This is a genomic window from Paenibacillus stellifer (assembly GCF_000758685.1).
Lineage (GTDB): Bacteria > Bacillota > Bacilli > Paenibacillales > Paenibacillaceae > Paenibacillus_AQ > Paenibacillus_AQ stellifer.
This window is the reverse complement of record NZ_CP009286.1, coordinates 676699-694549: the sequence shown is the minus strand read 5'-3', so window position 1 is coordinate 694549 and position 17851 is coordinate 676699. Positions and strand designations below refer to the sequence as shown.

Below are 17851 nucleotides of genomic sequence, written 5' to 3'. Positions count from 1 at the left end.
GCCTGTACAAGCTGTTAAAAATGTAACAGTTAAAAATGCAACTTTTTGCTAACACGGCTTGACAGGCTACTCCCGGCTGAGACTTTCCGTTACAGCCTCGGCATGACCCTTCACCCGGACCTTTGTCCACATATCCTGAATCTTCCCCTGTTCATCAATCAAAAAGGTTGAGCGGACAACCCCCATGAACTCCTTGCCGTACAGCTTCTTCAGCTGCCAGACGCCGTAAAGTCCGCTTACGCTGTGGTCCTCGTCGGACAGCAGCAGAAAGGGCAGGCCATTCTTGGCGATGAACTTCGCATGCGAGGCCAGGCTGTCCGGGCTTACCCCGAGAACGACAGCTCCGGCCGACGAAATCCGGTCGCTTGCGTCGCGGAACTCACAGGCTTCCTGTGTGCAGCCCGGGGTCATATTTTTCGGATAAAAATAAAGAACGACCTTGCGTCCTCTGTACTGGCTTAAGGAAACCGTGCTTCCGTCCGAAGCGGGCAGCGTAAAATCCGGCGCCTCCTGGCCGATCGACAACTCTTCCATAGGATATGTATTCCTTTCGTGTGCAGAATGACCCATCCGGCGCTTTCGCCCGGTGAGCGGTTAAATTGATTGTAGCTGTAAAAGAAATTATAATGTAGGGAATGTGAATGCGAAAGGAAGAGTCCCACATGCCGCCACGCTCGAAACGACATGCGAAGAAGAAAAAGTCCGGGAAGAGACCCCTGCTCTGGAGCCTGTTCATCGTGCTGCTGCTCCTGGCCGGAGGCGCGGCTTACTATTTCAGCTCGATCTATAACAGTCTGGACAGCCTGCACAAGACAGGATCGGCTTCCCCCTTCCAAAATATTGAAACCGTGGATGTCAATACACCCGATCCCCCGAAATGGGAAGGAACGGAGCCCGTTAACATTCTCCTGATGGGTGTGGACGCGCGCGGCGTGAAGAAAGGGGAAATCCCTCGGTCCGACACGATGATGGTCGCCTCGCTCGACCCGGTATCGAAGAAGGCCCATGTCTTCTCTATTCTTCGGGATACATACGTCTCGATCCCCGATCACGGGCGGGACCGTATCAACACCGCTATCATATACGGCCCGAACACGGCAATGAAGACCGTAAGCGATCTTCTTGGCATCCCGATTCAATATTATGTGTATACCGACTTCCAGGGATTTATCAAGCTGATCGACGCGGTCGGCGGCATCGACTATAAGGTCGAGAAGGACATGGTGTACAAGACCAAGGCCGACGGTCCGGAATACGATATCGACCTCAAGGCCGGATATCAGCATCTGGACGGCAACAAGGCCCTGCAGTATGTCCGCTTCCGGCATGACGCCACCTCGGACTATACGCGCACACAGCGCCAGCGCGCATTCATGAGCGCCGTGGCCGACAAGCTCAAGAGCACCACATCGCTCGTCAAGCTTCCGACGATCCTGAATGAGGTCACCCCGTACATCGACACCAACCTTTCGGTGACCGATATGTGGAAGCTGGCAAGCGTCGGCTATGACAGCAGCGTGGCGGGCAGCGAGCAGATCCCGCCGATGAAGCTGTTGAAGGAAGAGACGGTCAAAGGCTCTTCCGTGCTCGGTGTCAGCGATCTTGATGCACTGAAGCAGTTCGTTCAGGAGACGATGGCCAATACGGTACCGCTGGCTTCTCCGCCCGTCTCCGGTTCTCCACTGCCCTCCGCTTCCGCCTCGAAGTAGCGGAAGCCCTGGCGGGCGGGACTCTTTGCTCTAAAGGCATCACCGGAAACCGAAAGCATCAATCAGGCGCATAGCCCCGGCAAGCGGGCGGAGTACGGCGGGACGACCGCCGGCCGCCCGCTTCCTCATGCGCCGACAATCGAAAGGATGACCCAAATGCTAAACCACTCCAAATCCGAACAACTGTACCAGGAAGCGCTCCAGCACATAGTTGGCGGCGTCAACAGCCCCTCCCGCTCCTACAAAGCGGTAGGCGGCGGCGCTCCCGTCTTCATGGAACGCGCCTCGGGCGCTTATTTCTGGGATGCGGACGGCAACCGCTACATCGATTATCTCGCGGCGTTCGGCCCCGTCATTACCGGCTTCGCCCACCCGCATATCACGGCCGCCATCACCAAAGCCGCCCAGAACGGTGTGCTCTATGGTACACCGACAGAGCTTGAGATCACGCTTGCCAAGATGATCAAAGAAGCGATCCCGTCGCTGGACAAGGTCCGGTTCGTCAACTCCGGCACCGAGGCCGTCATGTCCACAATCCGCGTGGCCCGGGCCTACACCGGACGGAGCAAAATATTGAAATTCGCCGGCTGCTACCACGGCCACTCCGACCTCGTGCTCGTCGCCGCTGGCTCCGGCCCATCGACGCTCGGCATCCCGGACAGCGCCGGCATCCCGGTCAGCATCGCCCACGAAGTCATCACCGTTCCCTTCAACAGCCTGGACGGGCTGCGCGAGGCGCTCGACAAGTGGGGCGACGACATCGCAGCCGTCATGGTCGAGCCAATCGTCGGCAACTTCGGCATGGTTATGCCGAAGCCGGGCTTCCTGGAGGGCATGTGCAAGCTGGCGCATGACAACGGCTCCCTGGTTATTTATGACGAAGTCATTACGAACTTCCGCTTCCACTACGGCGGCGCGCAGAACTACGCGGGCCTTGCAAATCATGACGAGATCATCCCGGATCTGACGGCGATGGGTAAAATCTTCGGCGGCGGCCTCCCCATCGGAGCTTACGGCGGCCGCAAGGAGATCATGGACCAGGTTGCGCCTCTTGGACCGGCCTACCAAGCCGGAACGATGGCCGGCAACCCGGCATCCATCTCGGCTGGCATCGCCTGCCTGGAGGTTCTCCAGGGAGAGGGCGTATACGAAGAGATGGAGCGGCTCGCGATCCGGCTGACGGACGGCCTGGGTGAATCGGCCGCGCGGCATGGCATCCCGCTGACGATCAACCGCATCCGCGGCTCCTTCTCCACCCATTTCTGCGATCACCCGGTCACGAATTATGACGAGGCGCAGGATACGGACGGAGAGGCATTCGGCCGCTTCTTCCGCCACATGCTGGAGCGCGGCGTCAATCTGGCCCCTTCGAAATACGAGGCCTGGTTCCTGACCACCGCTCACACCGACGAAGATATCGACGCCACCCTGGAGGCGGCCGAGGCTTCCTTCCGCGCCATGAAGGAAGAACGCTAAAGCTTCCCGCTCACGGGAAGCCGCTTCACGGCAGACGCCGGCTGTGCAGAGACATTCGGAATGTCCTGCGAGGCCGGCGTTCTTTTTATGCCATGAGGATAAGATTAAACATCGCGCAAAAACGGCCGCCGTTCCCTCAGGATGCGGCAGCCGCCTTAGTTGTAATTTACACGTGTTTGCTGAAAATTATTCTTTGTTTTGCAAATCCCCTGCTACTCTTCTCTGGAGCTGTACAGACTGCGAATCGGCACATTCGGCGGAAGCTTGAAGGGGTTCTCCTGATTGATCCGGTCATAGAACATGACGCCGTCAAGGTGATCCATTTCATGCTGAATAACGATCGAGGTGTAGCCCTTGAATTTCAACAGTACCGCCTGCTCCTTGCACAGATCATAGGCTTTTATCTTCACTGACTCATAACGCGGCACGAAGCCCTGAATCGGGCGGTCGACCGACAGGCAGCCTTCGCTCTCCGGCAAATAGATCATGGAGACTGAATGGCTGACGATTTTGGGATTGACCAGGGCATACTCATGCAGACGTCCCTGCTCGTCGGAGGTGTACATCACGAACATCCGCTTGTTCAGCCCGACCTGGTTGGCCGACAGGCCGACGCCCGACCGGAGCTTATACTTCTCGGCCAGCTCCTCGTCCTGGCTGTTCTTCAGGAATTGCAGCATGCAGTGCAGCGAATCGCGGTCCTCCTGCGACAACGGCATCGGTACCGGCTTCGTGACCTCGCGCAGCGCCGGATGCCCCTCCCTTACGATATCATCCATGGTCAATACATAATCCCGTTTAAAATATGCCTGAGACAACGTTCTTCTCCACCTTTACTTCAATTGTTATTACAGGCGCGCCTGTTCTAGGATTACTATATTTAAGGATTTATAAAAGCGGTACGCAGCTGCGCGCTGTACTGAACATCAAATCCGAGTCCGGAGGCAAGAGCCGCCAGCGGCAGGTAGGTTTTGACTTCCTTGCCGCTCTTCTGCAAGAACGCCGGGCCTACGACCTGAACCTTCTGGCCGTTCACCGTCATCGTCTTGGAGCCGATCGTAATGACGGCGGTGCGTCCGCTGTATACAATGGTCGCGCTGGACGTTTTATTGTCCCAGGTGCCTGACGCTCCCATTGCTTTCACAATATCGGCCAGCGGCAGAAAGTTCTGTCCGCCCTTGTTGATCGGCTTGTTCGGCGTGTTCAGTTCGGTTCCGTTCACTACAATCGTCATCGGACGCGGGGAGGCCGTCGCCGTCAGGAACGTGCTGGGCACCCGGTAGTCGCCCCAGAGCATTTCGGTGAAGACCTTCGCGATCGTCTCATATCCGAGCTGCGTCGGGTGAAAATCGGTATGCGAGATAATATGCGTCAGCGAGCTCTCCTGCCCGGCGAACCGGGCGGCCACATGCGCCACCAGCACAGGGGCGTCGGTGCGTGTAACTTGCTGAACCAGTGCGTCGGTCGTCTGGGTGAAGCTTGCCGCTGCGCTCATCAGCTTGCTGTAACTGGACCCGGCATAGAGACTTGGCACAGGCTGATACTGGTCTGCCAGTATAATCGTAGCGGTCGGATTGATCGCCCGGATATTCTCCAGGGCGGCGGTGACGTTCGTCGTGTAGGATGCCAGCATCTGCTGAACCCGTGCCTGCAATTCGGCGTCCGTCAGATTTTTGGCATCCAGCAGCAGGCTGCTGACATCATTGCCGCCGATCGTGATGGCGATCAGCTTCGCGCCGGCAAGATCGGCCTTCGTCTGAGCCGCCTTGGCCGCGAAATCATCCATCCGCGGATCGGAGATGCCCGGCTGTATCGTGCTTGCACTGATGGTTGTTCCGTCCTTGAGAGCGGCCGTATAGTTGCGGAGCCCGGCTGTGGTCAGCCCCAGAATGCCGTAGTTGCCAAGCGTGGCCCGCTGTCCGTGGAACCAGGCCTGCTCCAGCAGCCGTTCCGAATAGCCGTAAGCCTGCGAATTCAGCGTCATGCCAGGCTCGTAGCCGGCTGTAATCGAATCGCCGAGCGTAACGATACCCAGTGTCTCCGGCGCCGCAGACGCCGCTGTGACGGGCGAAGCGGCCGCGTAGGCCCCCTGGGCTCCGAAGCTCAGTATAAAGACAAGCAGCAGGCAGCCAGCCGCTCTCCATTTGCCATGCGTACGGATCATGATACCCCTCCACCTTTATTAAGATTCTTTCATTCTATCATTCGGTTTCCGATAAAGGTAGACTCGAAGAGACCATCTTGTTCCAGGGGCCTTCGCGGAGCCGTCTTCCGGTGGCGAAAATCGACAGCGTCTCATTCCGAGTGGTATAATTCGGGTACATGCATCCTTATACAGGCGGTGATCCCCATTTTATATGTATTGTCATTTATCCTGTCCTATGCCATTGTCTATCTGCTGATCCCTCCTCTCGGCAGGCTCGCGTTCCGGCTTGATTTCGTGGACAAGCCGCGCCGAGACGTCGAGCGCAAAATACATAGAGAACCCATTCCGCTGACTGCAAGCTATGCGATATTCGCCGGCTTCTTCATCGCCTACCTGGTGTTCACCCGTGATTTCTCCTGGAAGACGGGCGCGCTGTTCGGCGGCGGTATTCTGCTGCTTACAATCGGCACGATCGATGATTGGTACAAAACAAAGGGCCGGGATTTCCCCGCGCTTCCCAAGATGATCATCCAGATGTCCGCCGCTGTTCTGGTCTATGCTTCCGGCATCGCCTTTACAGGCTTCTACAATCCGTTCTCGGGCGTGTATATGGTGCTTCCGGAGTTCCTGCAATTCATCCTGACGATTCTGTGGATCTTCGGCGTTACAACGGTTATTAATTTCTCGGACGGACTGGACGGCCTCGCGGGAGGTCTGACCGCCATTTCGGCTGTAACGCTGTTCATCGTCGCTCTGGCGATGGGCCAGTCGGCCTCCGCCCTCATGGCGATCATCCTGATCGGCGTAACGCTGGCTTATCTGCATTACAACAAGCCACCGGCCAAAGTCTTTATGGGAGATGCCGGCGCCACCTTCCTCGGCTTTATTCTGGCGGTCATCGCCCTGGACGGCGCCTTCAAGCAGGCAACGGTACTGTCGCTGTTCATTCCGATTCTGGCGCTGGGCGTTCCTATTTTTGACAACATATTTGTGGTCGTCAAACGTTTTGTGCAGGGTAAGGCCATCTACCAGGCCGATGCCAGCCAGGCACACTACCGGCTGCTCAAAGCCGGGCTAAGCCATAAGCAAGCTCTGCTCGTGCTGTGTCTCGTCAGCGTCTGCCTCAGTCTGTCCTCCATCATTTTGCTGCTAATCCAGAGCTGATGTCCGTCCGGATATAAACATGCCCCGCAGGCCAGCCGGCAAAGACCGGTTGAGCTGCGGGGCTGTCTCAACTATCAAGCGATTACTTTTTTTTAATCCAATTAAAAACGGGGCTGTCCCGGGGTCACTTAGTGTGACCTATGGGACAACCCCTCTTTTGTGACTGAGCGCTGCGGAAATCCATCCTCTTCCCTCTCCGGCCCGATTCCGTCCGCGTCCTTAGGCAGCGACAGCGGCCTTCTTGCATGGGAGAATATTGGATTTCTCAGCAGCCTTCAATGAGATTCAGCTCTCTTCCTTCCGCTTCTTCGTCCGCTCCAGATACTTGTCGTAACGGTCGTCCAGCTCTTGACCGATCATCCGGTACCGGTGCGTCTCCTCCACGATCGGGTCCAGCGAAGTCTGGATGCGAATCTCATACTGCGGTGAAATTTGGCGAAGCTTCCGTTCCTCCCGCTCGCTCCGTTCAAGCTCTCCTTCAGTCAGCATTTCACTCAACCGCCGTTCCAGCTCTTCCTTTTTCTCGTCCATCCGAAGATTTGCCTCCTTCACGATAGGTTAGAATCCGGTCGCTTGCCCTTCCTTCAGTGAAGACAGGATGTCATCATGGATAAGTCCGTTGCTGGCTACGATGTTGCGGGTCGCAATGCTGTACGGACGGCCCAGCGTATCCGTCACCTTGCCGCCCGACTCCGTGATAAGAAGGACGCCTGCCGCGGAATCCCAAGGGCTAAGTCCGACCTCATAGTACCCGCTGACCCGGCCCGCCGCCACATAGGCGAGGTGCAGAGCCGCCGAACCTCCGGCGCGTATGCCGCGAACCTTCGGCAGAATGGACTGCAAACCGGCCAGGTTAACCGGCTGCGCGAAGCTGCGGTCCGGCGGGAAGCCGACCGCCATCAAGCTCTCCTCGAGCGAGCTTTCTTTGGAGACCGACGTCTTGACGCCATGCACATACGCGCCTTTTCCCTTCTCAGCCACGAACATCTCGTCCCGCACCGGATCGTAGATTACGCCGACCGTCAGCTCCCCGCGTACGGCAAGAGCGATCGATACGGCATAGAAAGGAAAGCCGTGTACATAGTTGGTCGTTCCGTCAACAGGGTCGACGATCCATAGAAGCTCCTTGTCCTTGGCAAGCTCCAGCGCTGCGGCGACCCCGGCTGCACCGGGCTCTACCCCTTCCTCGCCGAGAATTTCATGGTCGGGATAATGCGTCTTCACCAGCCGGCGGATCATGATCTCAGCGCCCTTATCCACTTCCGTCACCAGGTCCTGAGCCGAGGATTTGGTCCCCAGCTCTTTAATCGTTCCCTGTCTGCTCTTGATATACTCGCCGGCTTTGGCCGCCGCGTTGACGGCCACCGCCGTGTAGCCTTTGCCCGTTACCACATAAGGCTCCCGTTCGTTGCCGCTGTTAGGAGTTAAAGAACTCATCTTCACACACCGCTTTCTTAAACTTGTTAGCCGGTGTTCAGGCCCCCTCCAAGCAAGTCGAAAGGGAACTTTGCCCGGCACGCAGGCTAGCCGCCGATGATATGATAACCGCCGTCCACGTAAATGACTTCTCCGGTAATGCCCCGCGACAGATGACTCATGAGGAACATTGCTGTATCGCCGACTTCAGCCACGTCGGTTCCGCGGCGGAGCGGCGCCTTCTCCTCGACCACACGAAGGATCGAGTTGAAATCGCTGATGCCCTTGGCAGCCAGCGTGCGGATCGGCCCTGCCGAAACAGCGTTGACCCGGATATTGTCCGGTCCCAGATCGCTGGCCAGGTAGCGCACCGAAGCCTCAAGCGCCGCCTTGGCGACACCCATGACGTTATAATTGCGCATAACGCGCTCCGAGCCCATATAAGTCATGGTCAGAATCGAGCCGCCCTCCGTCATGAGGGGATGCAGACGCTGGGCAACCGCCACCAGCGAGTAGGCGCTGATGTCATGAGCCAGCGCAAAGCCCGAGCGGGACGTGTCGGCAAAGCGGCCTTCCAGATCCTCGCCCTTGGCGAAGGCGATGCTGTGCACGATGCCATGCAGGACGCCGAATTCTTCTTTCAGCTGCTCCGCCAGCTTGTCGATGTCTTCATCCACCGTTACGTTGCACGGCAGGATCAGAGAACCAGGAAGAGTCTCAGCCAGCTTGCGCACCCGTCCTTCCACACGTTCGCTTTCATATGTAAAGGCAAGGCGGGCTCCCTGTTCGGACAGGCTCTTGGCAATCGCCCAAGCGATGCTCCGGTCGTTGGCCACTCCCATGACGACGATGTTTTTTCCGTTTAGCAGTTCTCCCATATTTTCATACTCCTTTGGATGTTGTCCGTATTCGGGGTATCCCGGATTCATTCAGGTTCAAATTGGTTTTAATTCGGTTTAGTTCAAAGTAACTTATTTAACAGCGACAATCAAGAGGACAGCTTGCCCGTATTTTACGAGCGGGGCAATTATTGGGCCGCTTCAGGCAAGGCGCCGGAAGAAGACGGGCTTGTCCAATCTCCCGCCGGCGCGGACGGGCCTAAGATGTGATCTCTACCGTTGCCCCGTCCAGTATGGCAATGCCGCTTCCCGGCTCCGCCATCTCCTTCAGCGCCTCCATCAGACTGAATAAGGCTCCGTCCTTCGCCTTGGCTTCGATCATAACATCGACCGCCTCCGTATCCGCTGCAATTCTCCGTAGAAACGCCAGCAGCGGAGCCGGGTCCACGAGGTCGGCATGGCTGCGGGGGTCATTCACGCTCTTCGGGCTTGAGACGTGAATCTTGGGAGGAAGCGGATGCCCCTCCGGAACGTCCGTCCGGGCGAGCGGCGTCCGCCAAGTCTCCTGAATGTCCCGCCACAGTTCCCAGGGCGCTTCGCCTGCATTATTCACCCATTGATGGTGAATATCCAGCACCATCGGCAGCTCAAGCGCCTTGCATGCCTCCAGCGTCTCCACCGCATTAAATGTCTTGTCGTCATTCTCCAGCGTAATCCGGGTCTGGATGTCCGGCGGAAGCTCACGGAAATTCCGGATGAACCTGGCGGCGGCCAAGGGCTTGTCCCCATAGGCGCCGCCGATATGGATATTGTTCTTCGCCGTGGCGTTCAGCCCCATGGCATGCAGCATGTCGGTATGATGCCTCAGGTCCCGGACCGAGCTCTTAAGCACCTCGGGCCGGGGTGTGCTCAGCACGGTGAAATGGTCGGGATGGAAAGACACCCGCATGCCGTGATCCGTGATGTAGCGGCCCACCTCCAAGAAGTCGTCTGCCAGCGACTCCAGGGGATGCCAGTCCTGCAGCTCCGGATGGGTGGCGAGCGGGACAAGCTTCGACGTCATCCGGTATACCTTGATGTCCGACGCACGGTTATGCTTCAGCAGCCTCAGCGTATTGTGCAGATTCTCCCGGGCGATGCTCTCCAGCCGGTTCAGCGCCGCTTCGCGGTCCACCAGCTTGCTAAAAGAAGCCATGGTCATCGTCCTGGACGGGGAGCAGTCCTTAAGCACGGTCGACATGGCGACATAGCCGAATCGGACGATCATTCGTGCTCCCCGAAGAACATTTCGTAGGCCAGCGCCGTCTGAACTCTGGACTCTTCTTCGTTAAGCTTGCGGACCAGTTCCATTTCAACCGCCGTCACCTCATGGCCCTGAAAGTTGATCTCGGCGATGGACGCCGAGATCTTCACAATGGCCACAGCCGTATTATCCGGCGTGTAGGCGATCACCTTCTGCCCGGTCGGATATACCCGGAAGCCCTGCTTCAGCATTTTGCAGCGTCCGTACTCCATCAGTTCGTACAGTTCCTGCTCATTCTTGAATTTACAGACTGAATTGAATTCCGTTTGAAATCCCATAGCTGATTCTCCTTTTCGGGGCGTTATGCCTGCACCTTCAATTATTGCTCCTTGTCGTAATGCAGGCTCTGCTTGATTTGGTAGCGTTCAAGCGCTAGCTCAATCATACGGTCCAGCAGGGTGCGATAAGAGACGCCTGTCTCGCGCCACAGCAGCGGATACATGCTGAAAGGCGTGAAGCCCGGCATCGTATTGACTTCATTGATCAGAAGCCGACCGTCGGATTTGCGGAGGAAAAAATCGGCGCGCGTTATGCCGCTGCCTTCAATGGCGCGGAAGGCTGCAACCGCCAGCTCGCGCAGATGATCCGCAGTCTCGGGATCGACGGGAGCCGGGATCAGCATCTGCGACTTGCCGTCGAGATACTTGGCCGCGTAATCATAGTATTCGCCGGAAGACACGATTTCACCGGGAACGGAGGCCTCAGGTTCGTCATTTCCCAGTACGCTGACCTCCAGCTCGCGGGCGTCGACGAATTCCTCGACAATCACCTTGGTATCGTAGCGGAAGGCGGTCTCTACAGCCTTAATGAAACTTTCCTTGTCCGACGCTTTGGAGATGCCGACGCTGGAGCCCAGATTCGCGGGCTTGATGAACACTGGATAGCCAAGCTGGTCCTCGACGTCCACGATCAGGTCGTGGCTCTTTCTTTTCCACGCATCCGCGCTGAAGTAGCAGTATTTGCACTGGTCAAGACCGGCATCCGAGAACAGCTTCTTCATGACCACTTTATCCATTCCGGCCGCGGAGGCCAGCACTCCGGCGCCAATATACGGGATATTCGCCATCTCGAACAGCCCCTGGATTGTGCCGTCCTCGCCGTTCGTTCCGTGGAGCAGCGGGAACATGACGTCGATCTCCCGTTCTCCTCCTTCAAGACCGCTGAATACGGCATTAAGCGCCTTGCCGGTATCGACCGGAATCTCCTCCAGCTTCAGCTGCTCCAGCTTGGGCATCGGGGCCTCAAGCTTCCCGCCGATCTTCCACAGTCCCTGCTTGCTGATATAAAAAGGGATGATCTCGTATTTATCGTAATCAAAGGCGTTCATAACGGCGAAAGCGGTCTGCAGCGACACCTCGTGCTCTCCCGATTTTCCGCCGTATGCCAAACCCACCGTCAATTTTGCTTGTTCCATTCCTTAACCTCTTTCCGGATCATAAGTAATCATAAATGTGAAAAAAACGATACACCGTTCTGTCGGTCCAGGCATAGGAATCCTTGTAATCCCAATAACGGTGGCGGCTAGGCACCGTGTGTGCGTTGACCAGCGGCATGCCGCCGGCATCGAACGCCGTGACGATCGTGCTGTGCTGAAAGCGTCCGTTCCCGTCCCAGTCGTACTGAATGACGTCTCCGAGCATAAGCTGCTGCGGGCTTTCCACCGCTTCCGCGCGGAGCCCGGTGCGGCGCTCTCCGTCCAGATAGCGCCGCAGACTGTCCGACACGGCCCAGCTGAAGCTCCATTCTTCCCGTCCGCCGATATAGCCTTTATACCACCAGCCCGTTTCTCTTTTACCAGTATAGTTGATCGGTGCCCCCCCTGCAAAGATACATTGGGACACATAGTTCGTGCAATCCACCGCAAAAGTTTCGAATTCCGGATTGAATCCATCCCACCAGCGGTCGGCATACATCGCCGCGTCTTCCCTGCGATAGCGGATCTCCCGGGACGAGATTCCGGTCACCTTGCGGCTCAAGAGCGGACCCGGCAGAGAAGGCCGGTATTCATCCCGCCCGTAGTCAGGCATTCCTGCCGGCAGCCTTCCCTCAAATTGTCCCGGCGACCGGCGCTCGGGCAAATGCCTTTCAGCTTCATGAAGCTGCCAGTTGCCGTCACTGTCATAGGAGAATGCGAGCAGTTCCCGCTCGACCCTGTCCTCCCGGTGGACAATCCCTCCCTTTTCATAAAAAAACGCGCTGTGCAGCTCGGCCACGGCCGATATCTCGCCGGGGAAACGCGCTACAGCTGACAGCACCTTGACTCCCGTCTCGCAGCGGCGGGGCGTAATCTCCCGTTCGGCATACCAATCCGCCAGCCGCCGTCCCCTCTCCCGCTGCCCCGCTCCGGCGCCGGCGGCCGCCAAAGAACCGGTGTAAATCTCCGTTTCCGGAGCTACTTTGCTCTTGTTGCACTGATCGACGTACATATACAGTGTCCGCTTCCAGTTCTGCTCTATTGCCGTCATGCCCTTTCCTCCCCCCATATCCTTTCCGCGCATTGTTGCCTCACAGTTTGCCGCAGTCCGGCGTATTTACGGCCCGGTTCCGGCCCCGGATGCCACGGCAGAAGCCCGCCGATACATGTATATGAGGCGCTGGCAGGCGGCATGATCGGGCGACCCTTGGAACAATCATAATTGTGCTGAATTTTCCTATTAAAAGTGAGGGAAATAACTTTACTCCCCCTACTGTAACCGTTATACTTAGTTTTAGAGATGATTATGAAATATGGTTTCATTAGATGAAACAAGGAGGCACATACATGCCAAGCAAGGATTACTTTAATCTGGGCCGCACTTTCGAGTCGGGCGGCAAGACTTACCGCTACTTCGATCTTCAAGCATTGGAGCAGCAAGGACTCGGCAACATTTCCTCCCTCCCTTTCTCCATTAAAGTGCTGCTTGAGGCTGCTGTCCGCCAGTTTGACGGCAGAGCGATCACGGAAGAGCATGTGAAGCAGATTGCAGGCTGGGCGGGCGATATCGACCGCGGCAAGGAAATTCCCTTCATCCCGGCACGCATCGTGCTTCAGGACTTCACCGGCGTGCCGGTTGTCGTGGACCTGGCCGCTATGCGCGACACCGTGAAGAAAGCAGGCGGCGATCCCAAGAAGATCAATCCGCTCGTGCCGGTCGATCTCGTCATCGACCACTCCGTTATGGTTGATGCTTTCGGCACAAGCGACGCGCTGGAATACAATATGAACGTTGAATTCGAACGCAACGAAGAACGCTACCGCTTCCTCCGGTGGGCGCAGACGGCGTTCAACAACTTCCGCGCCGTTCCGCCGGCGACGGGGATCGTGCACCAGGTCAACCTGGAATACCTGGCTTCCGTTGCCGCGACCAAGACTGTTGACGGCGAGACTGTTGTCTATCCGGACTCGCTCGTTGGCACGGACTCCCACACGACGATGATCAACGGCCTTGGCGTTGTCGGCTGGGGCGTCGGCGGCATCGAGGCCGAAGCCGGCATGCTCGGACAGCCGCTCTACTTCGTAACGCCTGACGTTATCGGCTTCAAGCTGACAGGCAGCCTCATGGAAGGCGCGACGGCAACCGACCTTGCGCTGACTGTTACCCAGATGCTCCGCAAGAAGGGCGTTGTCGGCAAATTCGTCGAATTCTACGGCCCGGGACTTGCGAACATCAGCCTGGCCGACCGCGCGACGGTTGCCAACATGGCGCCGGAGTACGGCGCGACGATCGGCTTCTTCCCGGTCGACGACGAAACGCTGTTCTACCTGCGCAATACGGGACGTCCCGACGAGCTGGTAGAGCTTGTCGAGAACTATTACAAAGCGCAAGGATTGTTCCGCACCTCGGATACGCCGGACCCGGTGTTCACCGATACGATCGAGCTGGATCTGGCTTCGGTCGTGCCGTCCCTTGCCGGACCGAAGCGTCCGCAGGACCGGATCGAGCTCTCCCAGATGAAGGAGAACTTCGAAGGCATCATTCGCACACCTGTTGCCCAGGGCGGATACGGCCTCAGCGACGAGAAGATTGCCCAGAAGGTGCAGGTTGCCCACAAGAACGGAACAACCAGCGAGCTGACTACCGGCGCAGTCGTCATTGCGGCCATTACGAGCTGTACGAACACGTCCAATCCGAGCGTTATGCTAGGCGCAGGCCTGCTGGCGAAGAAGGCTGTGGAACGTGGCCTGACCAAGCCGGGCTATGTGAAGAGCTCGCTGACCCCGGGTTCGCTCGTCGTGACCGAATACCTGGTCAAGGCAGGGCTGCTGGAGCCGCTGGAAGAGCTCGGCTTCTACGTGGCCGGCTACGGCTGCGCCACCTGCATCGGCAACTCCGGCCCGCTGCCGGATGAGGTTGCCCAGGCGGTCGCCGAGAATGACATGACCGTCGCCGCAGTCATCTCCGGCAACCGGAACTTCGAGGGACGCGTGCATGCGCAGGTCAAGGCGAACTATCTCGCTTCTCCGCCGCTCGTTGTCGCTTATGCGCTCGCGGGCACGGTCAACATCGACCTGCAGAACGATCCGATCGGCTACGATCCGCAGGGAGAGCCGGTCTACCTGAAGGACATCTGGCCGACCAGCGCCGAGATTCGCGAAGCGATTCAAGGATCTGTCAGCCCGGAAATGTTCCGCCGCAAATACGAGAACGTCTTTACAGCCAACGAGCGCTGGAACTCCATCCCTGTGCCTGAAGGCGAGCTGTACGAGTGGGACGGAGAATCCACCTACATCCAGAATCCGCCGTTCTTCGAGAATTTGGCGGACGGCCTTGCCGATATCGCTGACATCAACCAGGCGCGCGTGCTTGCCCTGCTGGGCGATTCCGTCACGACCGACCATATTTCGCCTGCCGGCAACATTTCCACTTCGAGTCCTGCGGGGCTGTACCTCAGCGAGCATGGCGTTGCCCGCAAGGATTTCAACTCCTACGGCTCCCGCCGCGGCAACCATGAGGTCATGATGCGCGGAACGTTCGCGAACATCCGCATCCGCAACGCCGTCGCTCCGGGGACGGAAGGCGGAGTGACCACCTTCCTGCCGGGCGATGAAGTGCTGTCGATCTACGACGCCTCCATGCGCTACCAGGCGGCCGGCCAGAACCTGATCGTCATCGCCGGCAAGGAATACGGCACTGGCAGCTCGCGCGACTGGGCGGCCAAGGGCACTTTCCTGCTGGGCGCCAAGGCCGTCATTGCCGAGAGCTTCGAGCGGATTCACCGCAGCAACCTTGTCGGCATGGGCGTGCTGCCGCTTCAGTTCCAGGAAGGCTCCAGCTGGGGCAGCCTCGGGCTGACCGGCCGCGAAGTCTTCACGATCAGCGGCCTGAGCAACGATGTGCAGCCAGGCCAGGAGCTGACCGTCACCGCTACCCGCGAAGACGGCACCCAGTTCGACTTCCCGGTTACCGCGCGGCTCGACAGCATGGTCGATATCGACTACTACCGCAACGGCGGCATCCTGCAGACAGTGCTGCGCCAGATGCTGGCGGAAGCCTCTCCTGAGACTGCGCCGGCTGAGTAAGCGGCGGACGGTATAAGAATCAGCCAAGGATAAATGCCTAACGGCGTCCTTTTGACGCCGTGCATTTACCGAGAAATAGAAGACCTACTGTAAGCAACAACTTATAAACTCTTATATTTTCAATAAAAGCGGCAAGCGCGGCTCCCATGCGGGGCCGCGCTTTCTTTTGCCTATGACATATGACAACAATCCGATCCTACTTAACCGAAATCGCTACAATCGAAGGCTTGCCTGCAGCATACTCCACGAAAAAGGCGGTCTTCCGTTCCGGATCATACCCGGCAAAGCGGGCTGCGCCTTCTCCCGGCCAGCTTTGATTGCGGACAATGACGGCGCCGTCCTCCCCATACAGAGACCAGGAGCGCTGCATTAGATCGCCGACGAACAATCGGCCGTTAGCAAGAACCGTCTTCCACCCTCCGCCGTCGTCATTAGCCGCGAACACGCCCTCCAGAACGTTAGCCTTCGTTCCCCGGTCGATATCGATCAACTGATAATACGGCTGAATATCGCTTGGCTTGGGCCGGACCAGATTGGCCGGTACCGGGCTGTATACGGAATCATAGACGTTTGAGGTGTAGACCTCCGCCTTCGCCCCCTTCAGCGATACTTCGACATCGGTGATGAAATCGTCGAAGAGGGTTTCTTTTTTCGTATACAGATTGACCGTCTTGACCCAGTAATACTCGCTCATGATGCCCTGCGCCATGTACTTCACAGCCAGGTAAGGATATCCCTGAAAGTCCCAATCCAGCACACTGACATACTCGAACCGCTCGTCGCTCAGCTTGGCGTCATAGGTAACGCTCGGCTGCCTCCAGGGAGACTGGTACAGGCGAAAAATATTCCCGTTCTGCACCATAATGCGTTCCTTCGCCTTTCCGGCGGGAGCCGTCCATTTGACATGGTCGCCCTCTGCCAGCTTCAGCGGAATCCCGTTCCTGGAGAGCACCTGTCCCTGGTAAGACAGCACGGTCTTCGTTAGCTGATTGATATCTGATTTGTGCAGAAGAATGATCTTGTCCGGCTGCCGGAGCACCTTGACGTCCAGCACAGAGGCTGCGCTCACTGGAATCTTCGTGAACCGTCCGGTCTGCAGCTCGGCCAGCATTACCGTATCCGCCGCATGATCCACGAGAAGCGCGGCATTGCCGGAGACTATGTAAATATCCGTTGTACTGTAACCGGAGGCCTGTGAGGCCGCGCTGGCGGCGGGGCTGTCGCTCCAACATCCCGCGACCATAACAAAAACGAGCAACCATCGCAAGAGAACTTTCATATTGTGAACTTTCATATGACCTCTCCACTTCCTGTATTTGGTATAAATGTAGACGAAGGACAGATGGAAAGGTTGCGGAGCTAATTATGGAACCATAAACCCCATTTCAACCGCCGCTTCCCGCAATTCGGCGGCGTAGTCCGCCAGCGTCTCTATCGACAGCCGGCTGACAGGCCCGGACAGCGAGAGCGCGGCCGCCAGCTCGCCGCTGCGCCCGAAGACCGGCACGGCGACCGCGGCCGCGCCCGGCTCGCGCTCCTCGAAGCTCGTCGCGTACCCGGATCGGAGCACTTCTTTCAGTTGCTCCGCATAGCGCTGGCGGTCGACGGAAGACGGCCAGTCTTCCGACTCCAGCAGCTCTTGCTGCACCTCCGCTGGCGCATAGGCGGCCAGCACCTTGCTCGAGGCTCCCACCGTCAGCGGGAGCCTGGCGCCGATCTGGGCGACGCGCCGGATCGCCTGGTTGCTCTGCACGGCCTGGATGCGGACGCGCTCCAGCCCGTCCCTGAGGTACAGGCTGACCGTCTCGCCAAGCCGGTCCCGCAGGCGCTCCATAGCCGGGAGCAGCAGCGTGCCGGGATTCTCCGACACCGGCAGATGGGTCGACAGCTCCCAGACGCGGATGCCGAGCCGGTACTTCTCCGTTCCGGCGTCGCGGCTGAGGAAGCCCTTATCCTCCAGCGTCGTCAGCAGCCGGTGCACCGTGCTCTTGTGCAGCCCGATCGCTGACGAAATTTCCGTAAGACTGAGGTCGCTTCCCTGTGTGAAGCAGAGTAAAATATCAAGGGCGCGCTCCACAGCGCGCACCGTTAGTTTGCGATCGTCCTCCACGAGGTTTCTCCCCTTCATGTTTCATTATATGAAACACGGTTACATATTTTCGAGTCCCTTTTATCTTAGCAAATGTCCGCAAAATGTCCAGCCTAATCCACGCCTGCGGAGGCTCACGCTTTCGATTTTACAGTTCCATTACAAATGAAGGAGATTCATTGACTTTGTGTAAACGTCATCCTACGATT

16 protein-coding genes are annotated in these 17851 nt (G+C 57.8%); 4 read left to right on the top strand and 12 right to left on the bottom strand.

Translation table 11 applies throughout. The features are described from left to right. Positions 1–66: 66 nt before the first annotated feature. Positions 67–534, bottom strand: a complete 468-nt coding sequence (bcp, locus tag PSTEL_RS03345; protein WP_038693487.1) for a thioredoxin-dependent thiol peroxidase — start codon at positions 532–534, stop codon at positions 67–69. A 128-nt stretch (positions 535–662) separates the two neighbouring features. Between bcp and PSTEL_RS03340 the strand changes: the two genes are divergently transcribed. Together PSTEL_RS03340 and PSTEL_RS03335 are read left to right on the top strand one after the other, a co-directional pair. Then, the gene (locus tag PSTEL_RS03340; RefSeq protein WP_052098164.1) at positions 663–1709 is read left to right on the top strand and encodes an LCP family protein; all 1047 of its coding nucleotides are present in this window, start codon (positions 663–665) and stop codon (positions 1707–1709) included. A gap of 156 nt (positions 1710–1865) precedes the next feature. Beyond that, positions 1866–3185, top strand: a complete 1320-nt coding sequence (locus PSTEL_RS03335; protein WP_425415253.1) for a glutamate-1-semialdehyde 2,1-aminomutase — start codon at positions 1866–1868, stop codon at positions 3183–3185. Between the two features lie 212 nt (positions 3186–3397). Here PSTEL_RS03335 and def read toward each other — a convergent pair whose 3' ends face one another. Both def and PSTEL_RS03325 read right to left on the bottom strand, forming a co-directional pair. Then, a complete protein-coding gene (gene def, locus PSTEL_RS03330) occupies positions 3398–3964 on the bottom strand; it encodes a peptide deformylase (protein ID WP_038700056.1) in 567 nt (188 codons plus the stop codon). Positions 3965–4065: 101 nt separating this feature from the next. Further along, positions 4066–5349, bottom strand: coding sequence for a stalk domain-containing protein (locus tag PSTEL_RS03325; protein ID WP_038693484.1), 1284 nt, complete (start codon positions 5347–5349; stop codon positions 4066–4068). Positions 5350–5535: 186 nt separating this feature from the next. Here PSTEL_RS03325 and PSTEL_RS03320 point away from each other — a divergent pair, with 186 nt between their 5' ends. Next, a complete protein-coding gene (locus tag PSTEL_RS03320; protein WP_038700054.1) occupies positions 5536–6495 on the top strand; it encodes an MraY family glycosyltransferase in 960 nt (319 codons plus the stop codon). Positions 6496–6780: 285 nt separating this feature from the next. On the opposite strand, the gene PSTEL_RS03315 is transcribed toward PSTEL_RS03320, so the two are convergent. The 7 genes from PSTEL_RS03315 to PSTEL_RS03285 all read right to left on the bottom strand — a co-directional run bounded on the left by PSTEL_RS03315 (position 6781) and on the right by PSTEL_RS03285 (position 12518). Continuing rightward, positions 6781–7026, bottom strand: a complete 246-nt coding sequence (locus PSTEL_RS03315) for a hypothetical protein (RefSeq protein WP_038693482.1) — start codon at positions 7024–7026, stop codon at positions 6781–6783. 27 nt (positions 7027–7053) lie between these two features. Beyond that, entirely contained in the window at positions 7054–7932 is an 879-nt protein-coding gene (locus PSTEL_RS03310; RefSeq protein WP_038693480.1) for an inositol monophosphatase family protein, read from the bottom strand. A gap of 86 nt (positions 7933–8018) precedes the next feature. Further along, positions 8019–8789: an enoyl-ACP reductase FabI gene (gene fabI / locus PSTEL_RS03305; protein ID WP_038693478.1), complete on the bottom strand. Its 771-nt coding sequence runs from the start codon at positions 8787–8789 to the stop codon at positions 8019–8021. A 220-nt stretch (positions 8790–9009) separates the two neighbouring features. Further along, on the bottom strand, positions 9010–10017 hold the full coding sequence (gene uvsE, locus PSTEL_RS03300; RefSeq protein ID WP_038693477.1) for a UV DNA damage repair endonuclease UvsE: 1008 nt from the start codon (positions 10015–10017) through the stop codon (positions 9010–9012). Further along, positions 10014–10331 carry a hypothetical protein gene (locus PSTEL_RS03295; protein WP_038693475.1) on the bottom strand — a complete coding sequence of 106 codons (318 nt, stop codon included), beginning with the start codon at positions 10329–10331 and terminating at the stop codon, positions 10014–10016. Before PSTEL_RS03295 ends, uvsE begins: the two co-directional genes overlap by 4 nt. Positions 10332–10372: 41 nt before the next feature. Beyond that, positions 10373–11467, bottom strand: coding sequence for a D-alanine--D-alanine ligase (locus tag PSTEL_RS03290; protein ID WP_038693473.1), 1095 nt, complete (start codon positions 11465–11467; stop codon positions 10373–10375). A gap of 19 nt (positions 11468–11486) precedes the next feature. After that, a complete protein-coding gene (locus tag PSTEL_RS03285; protein ID WP_038693471.1) occupies positions 11487–12518 on the bottom strand; it encodes an amidase domain-containing protein in 1032 nt (343 codons plus the stop codon). A 296-nt stretch (positions 12519–12814) separates the two neighbouring features. Here PSTEL_RS03285 and acnA point away from each other — a divergent pair, with 296 nt between their 5' ends. Then, positions 12815–15553, top strand: coding sequence for an aconitate hydratase AcnA (gene acnA / locus PSTEL_RS03280; protein ID WP_038693469.1), 2739 nt, complete (start codon positions 12815–12817; stop codon positions 15551–15553). A 196-nt stretch (positions 15554–15749) separates the two neighbouring features. On the opposite strand, the gene PSTEL_RS03275 is transcribed toward acnA, so the two are convergent. After that, positions 15750–16796: a hypothetical protein gene (locus tag PSTEL_RS03275; protein WP_156995760.1), complete on the bottom strand. Its 1047-nt coding sequence runs from the start codon at positions 16794–16796 to the stop codon at positions 15750–15752. Between the two features lie 120 nt (positions 16797–16916). Continuing rightward, the gene (locus PSTEL_RS03270) at positions 16917–17663 is read right to left on the bottom strand and encodes an IclR family transcriptional regulator (protein WP_245625061.1); all 747 of its coding nucleotides are present in this window, start codon (positions 17661–17663) and stop codon (positions 16917–16919) included. Positions 17664–17851: the final 188 nt, after the last annotated feature.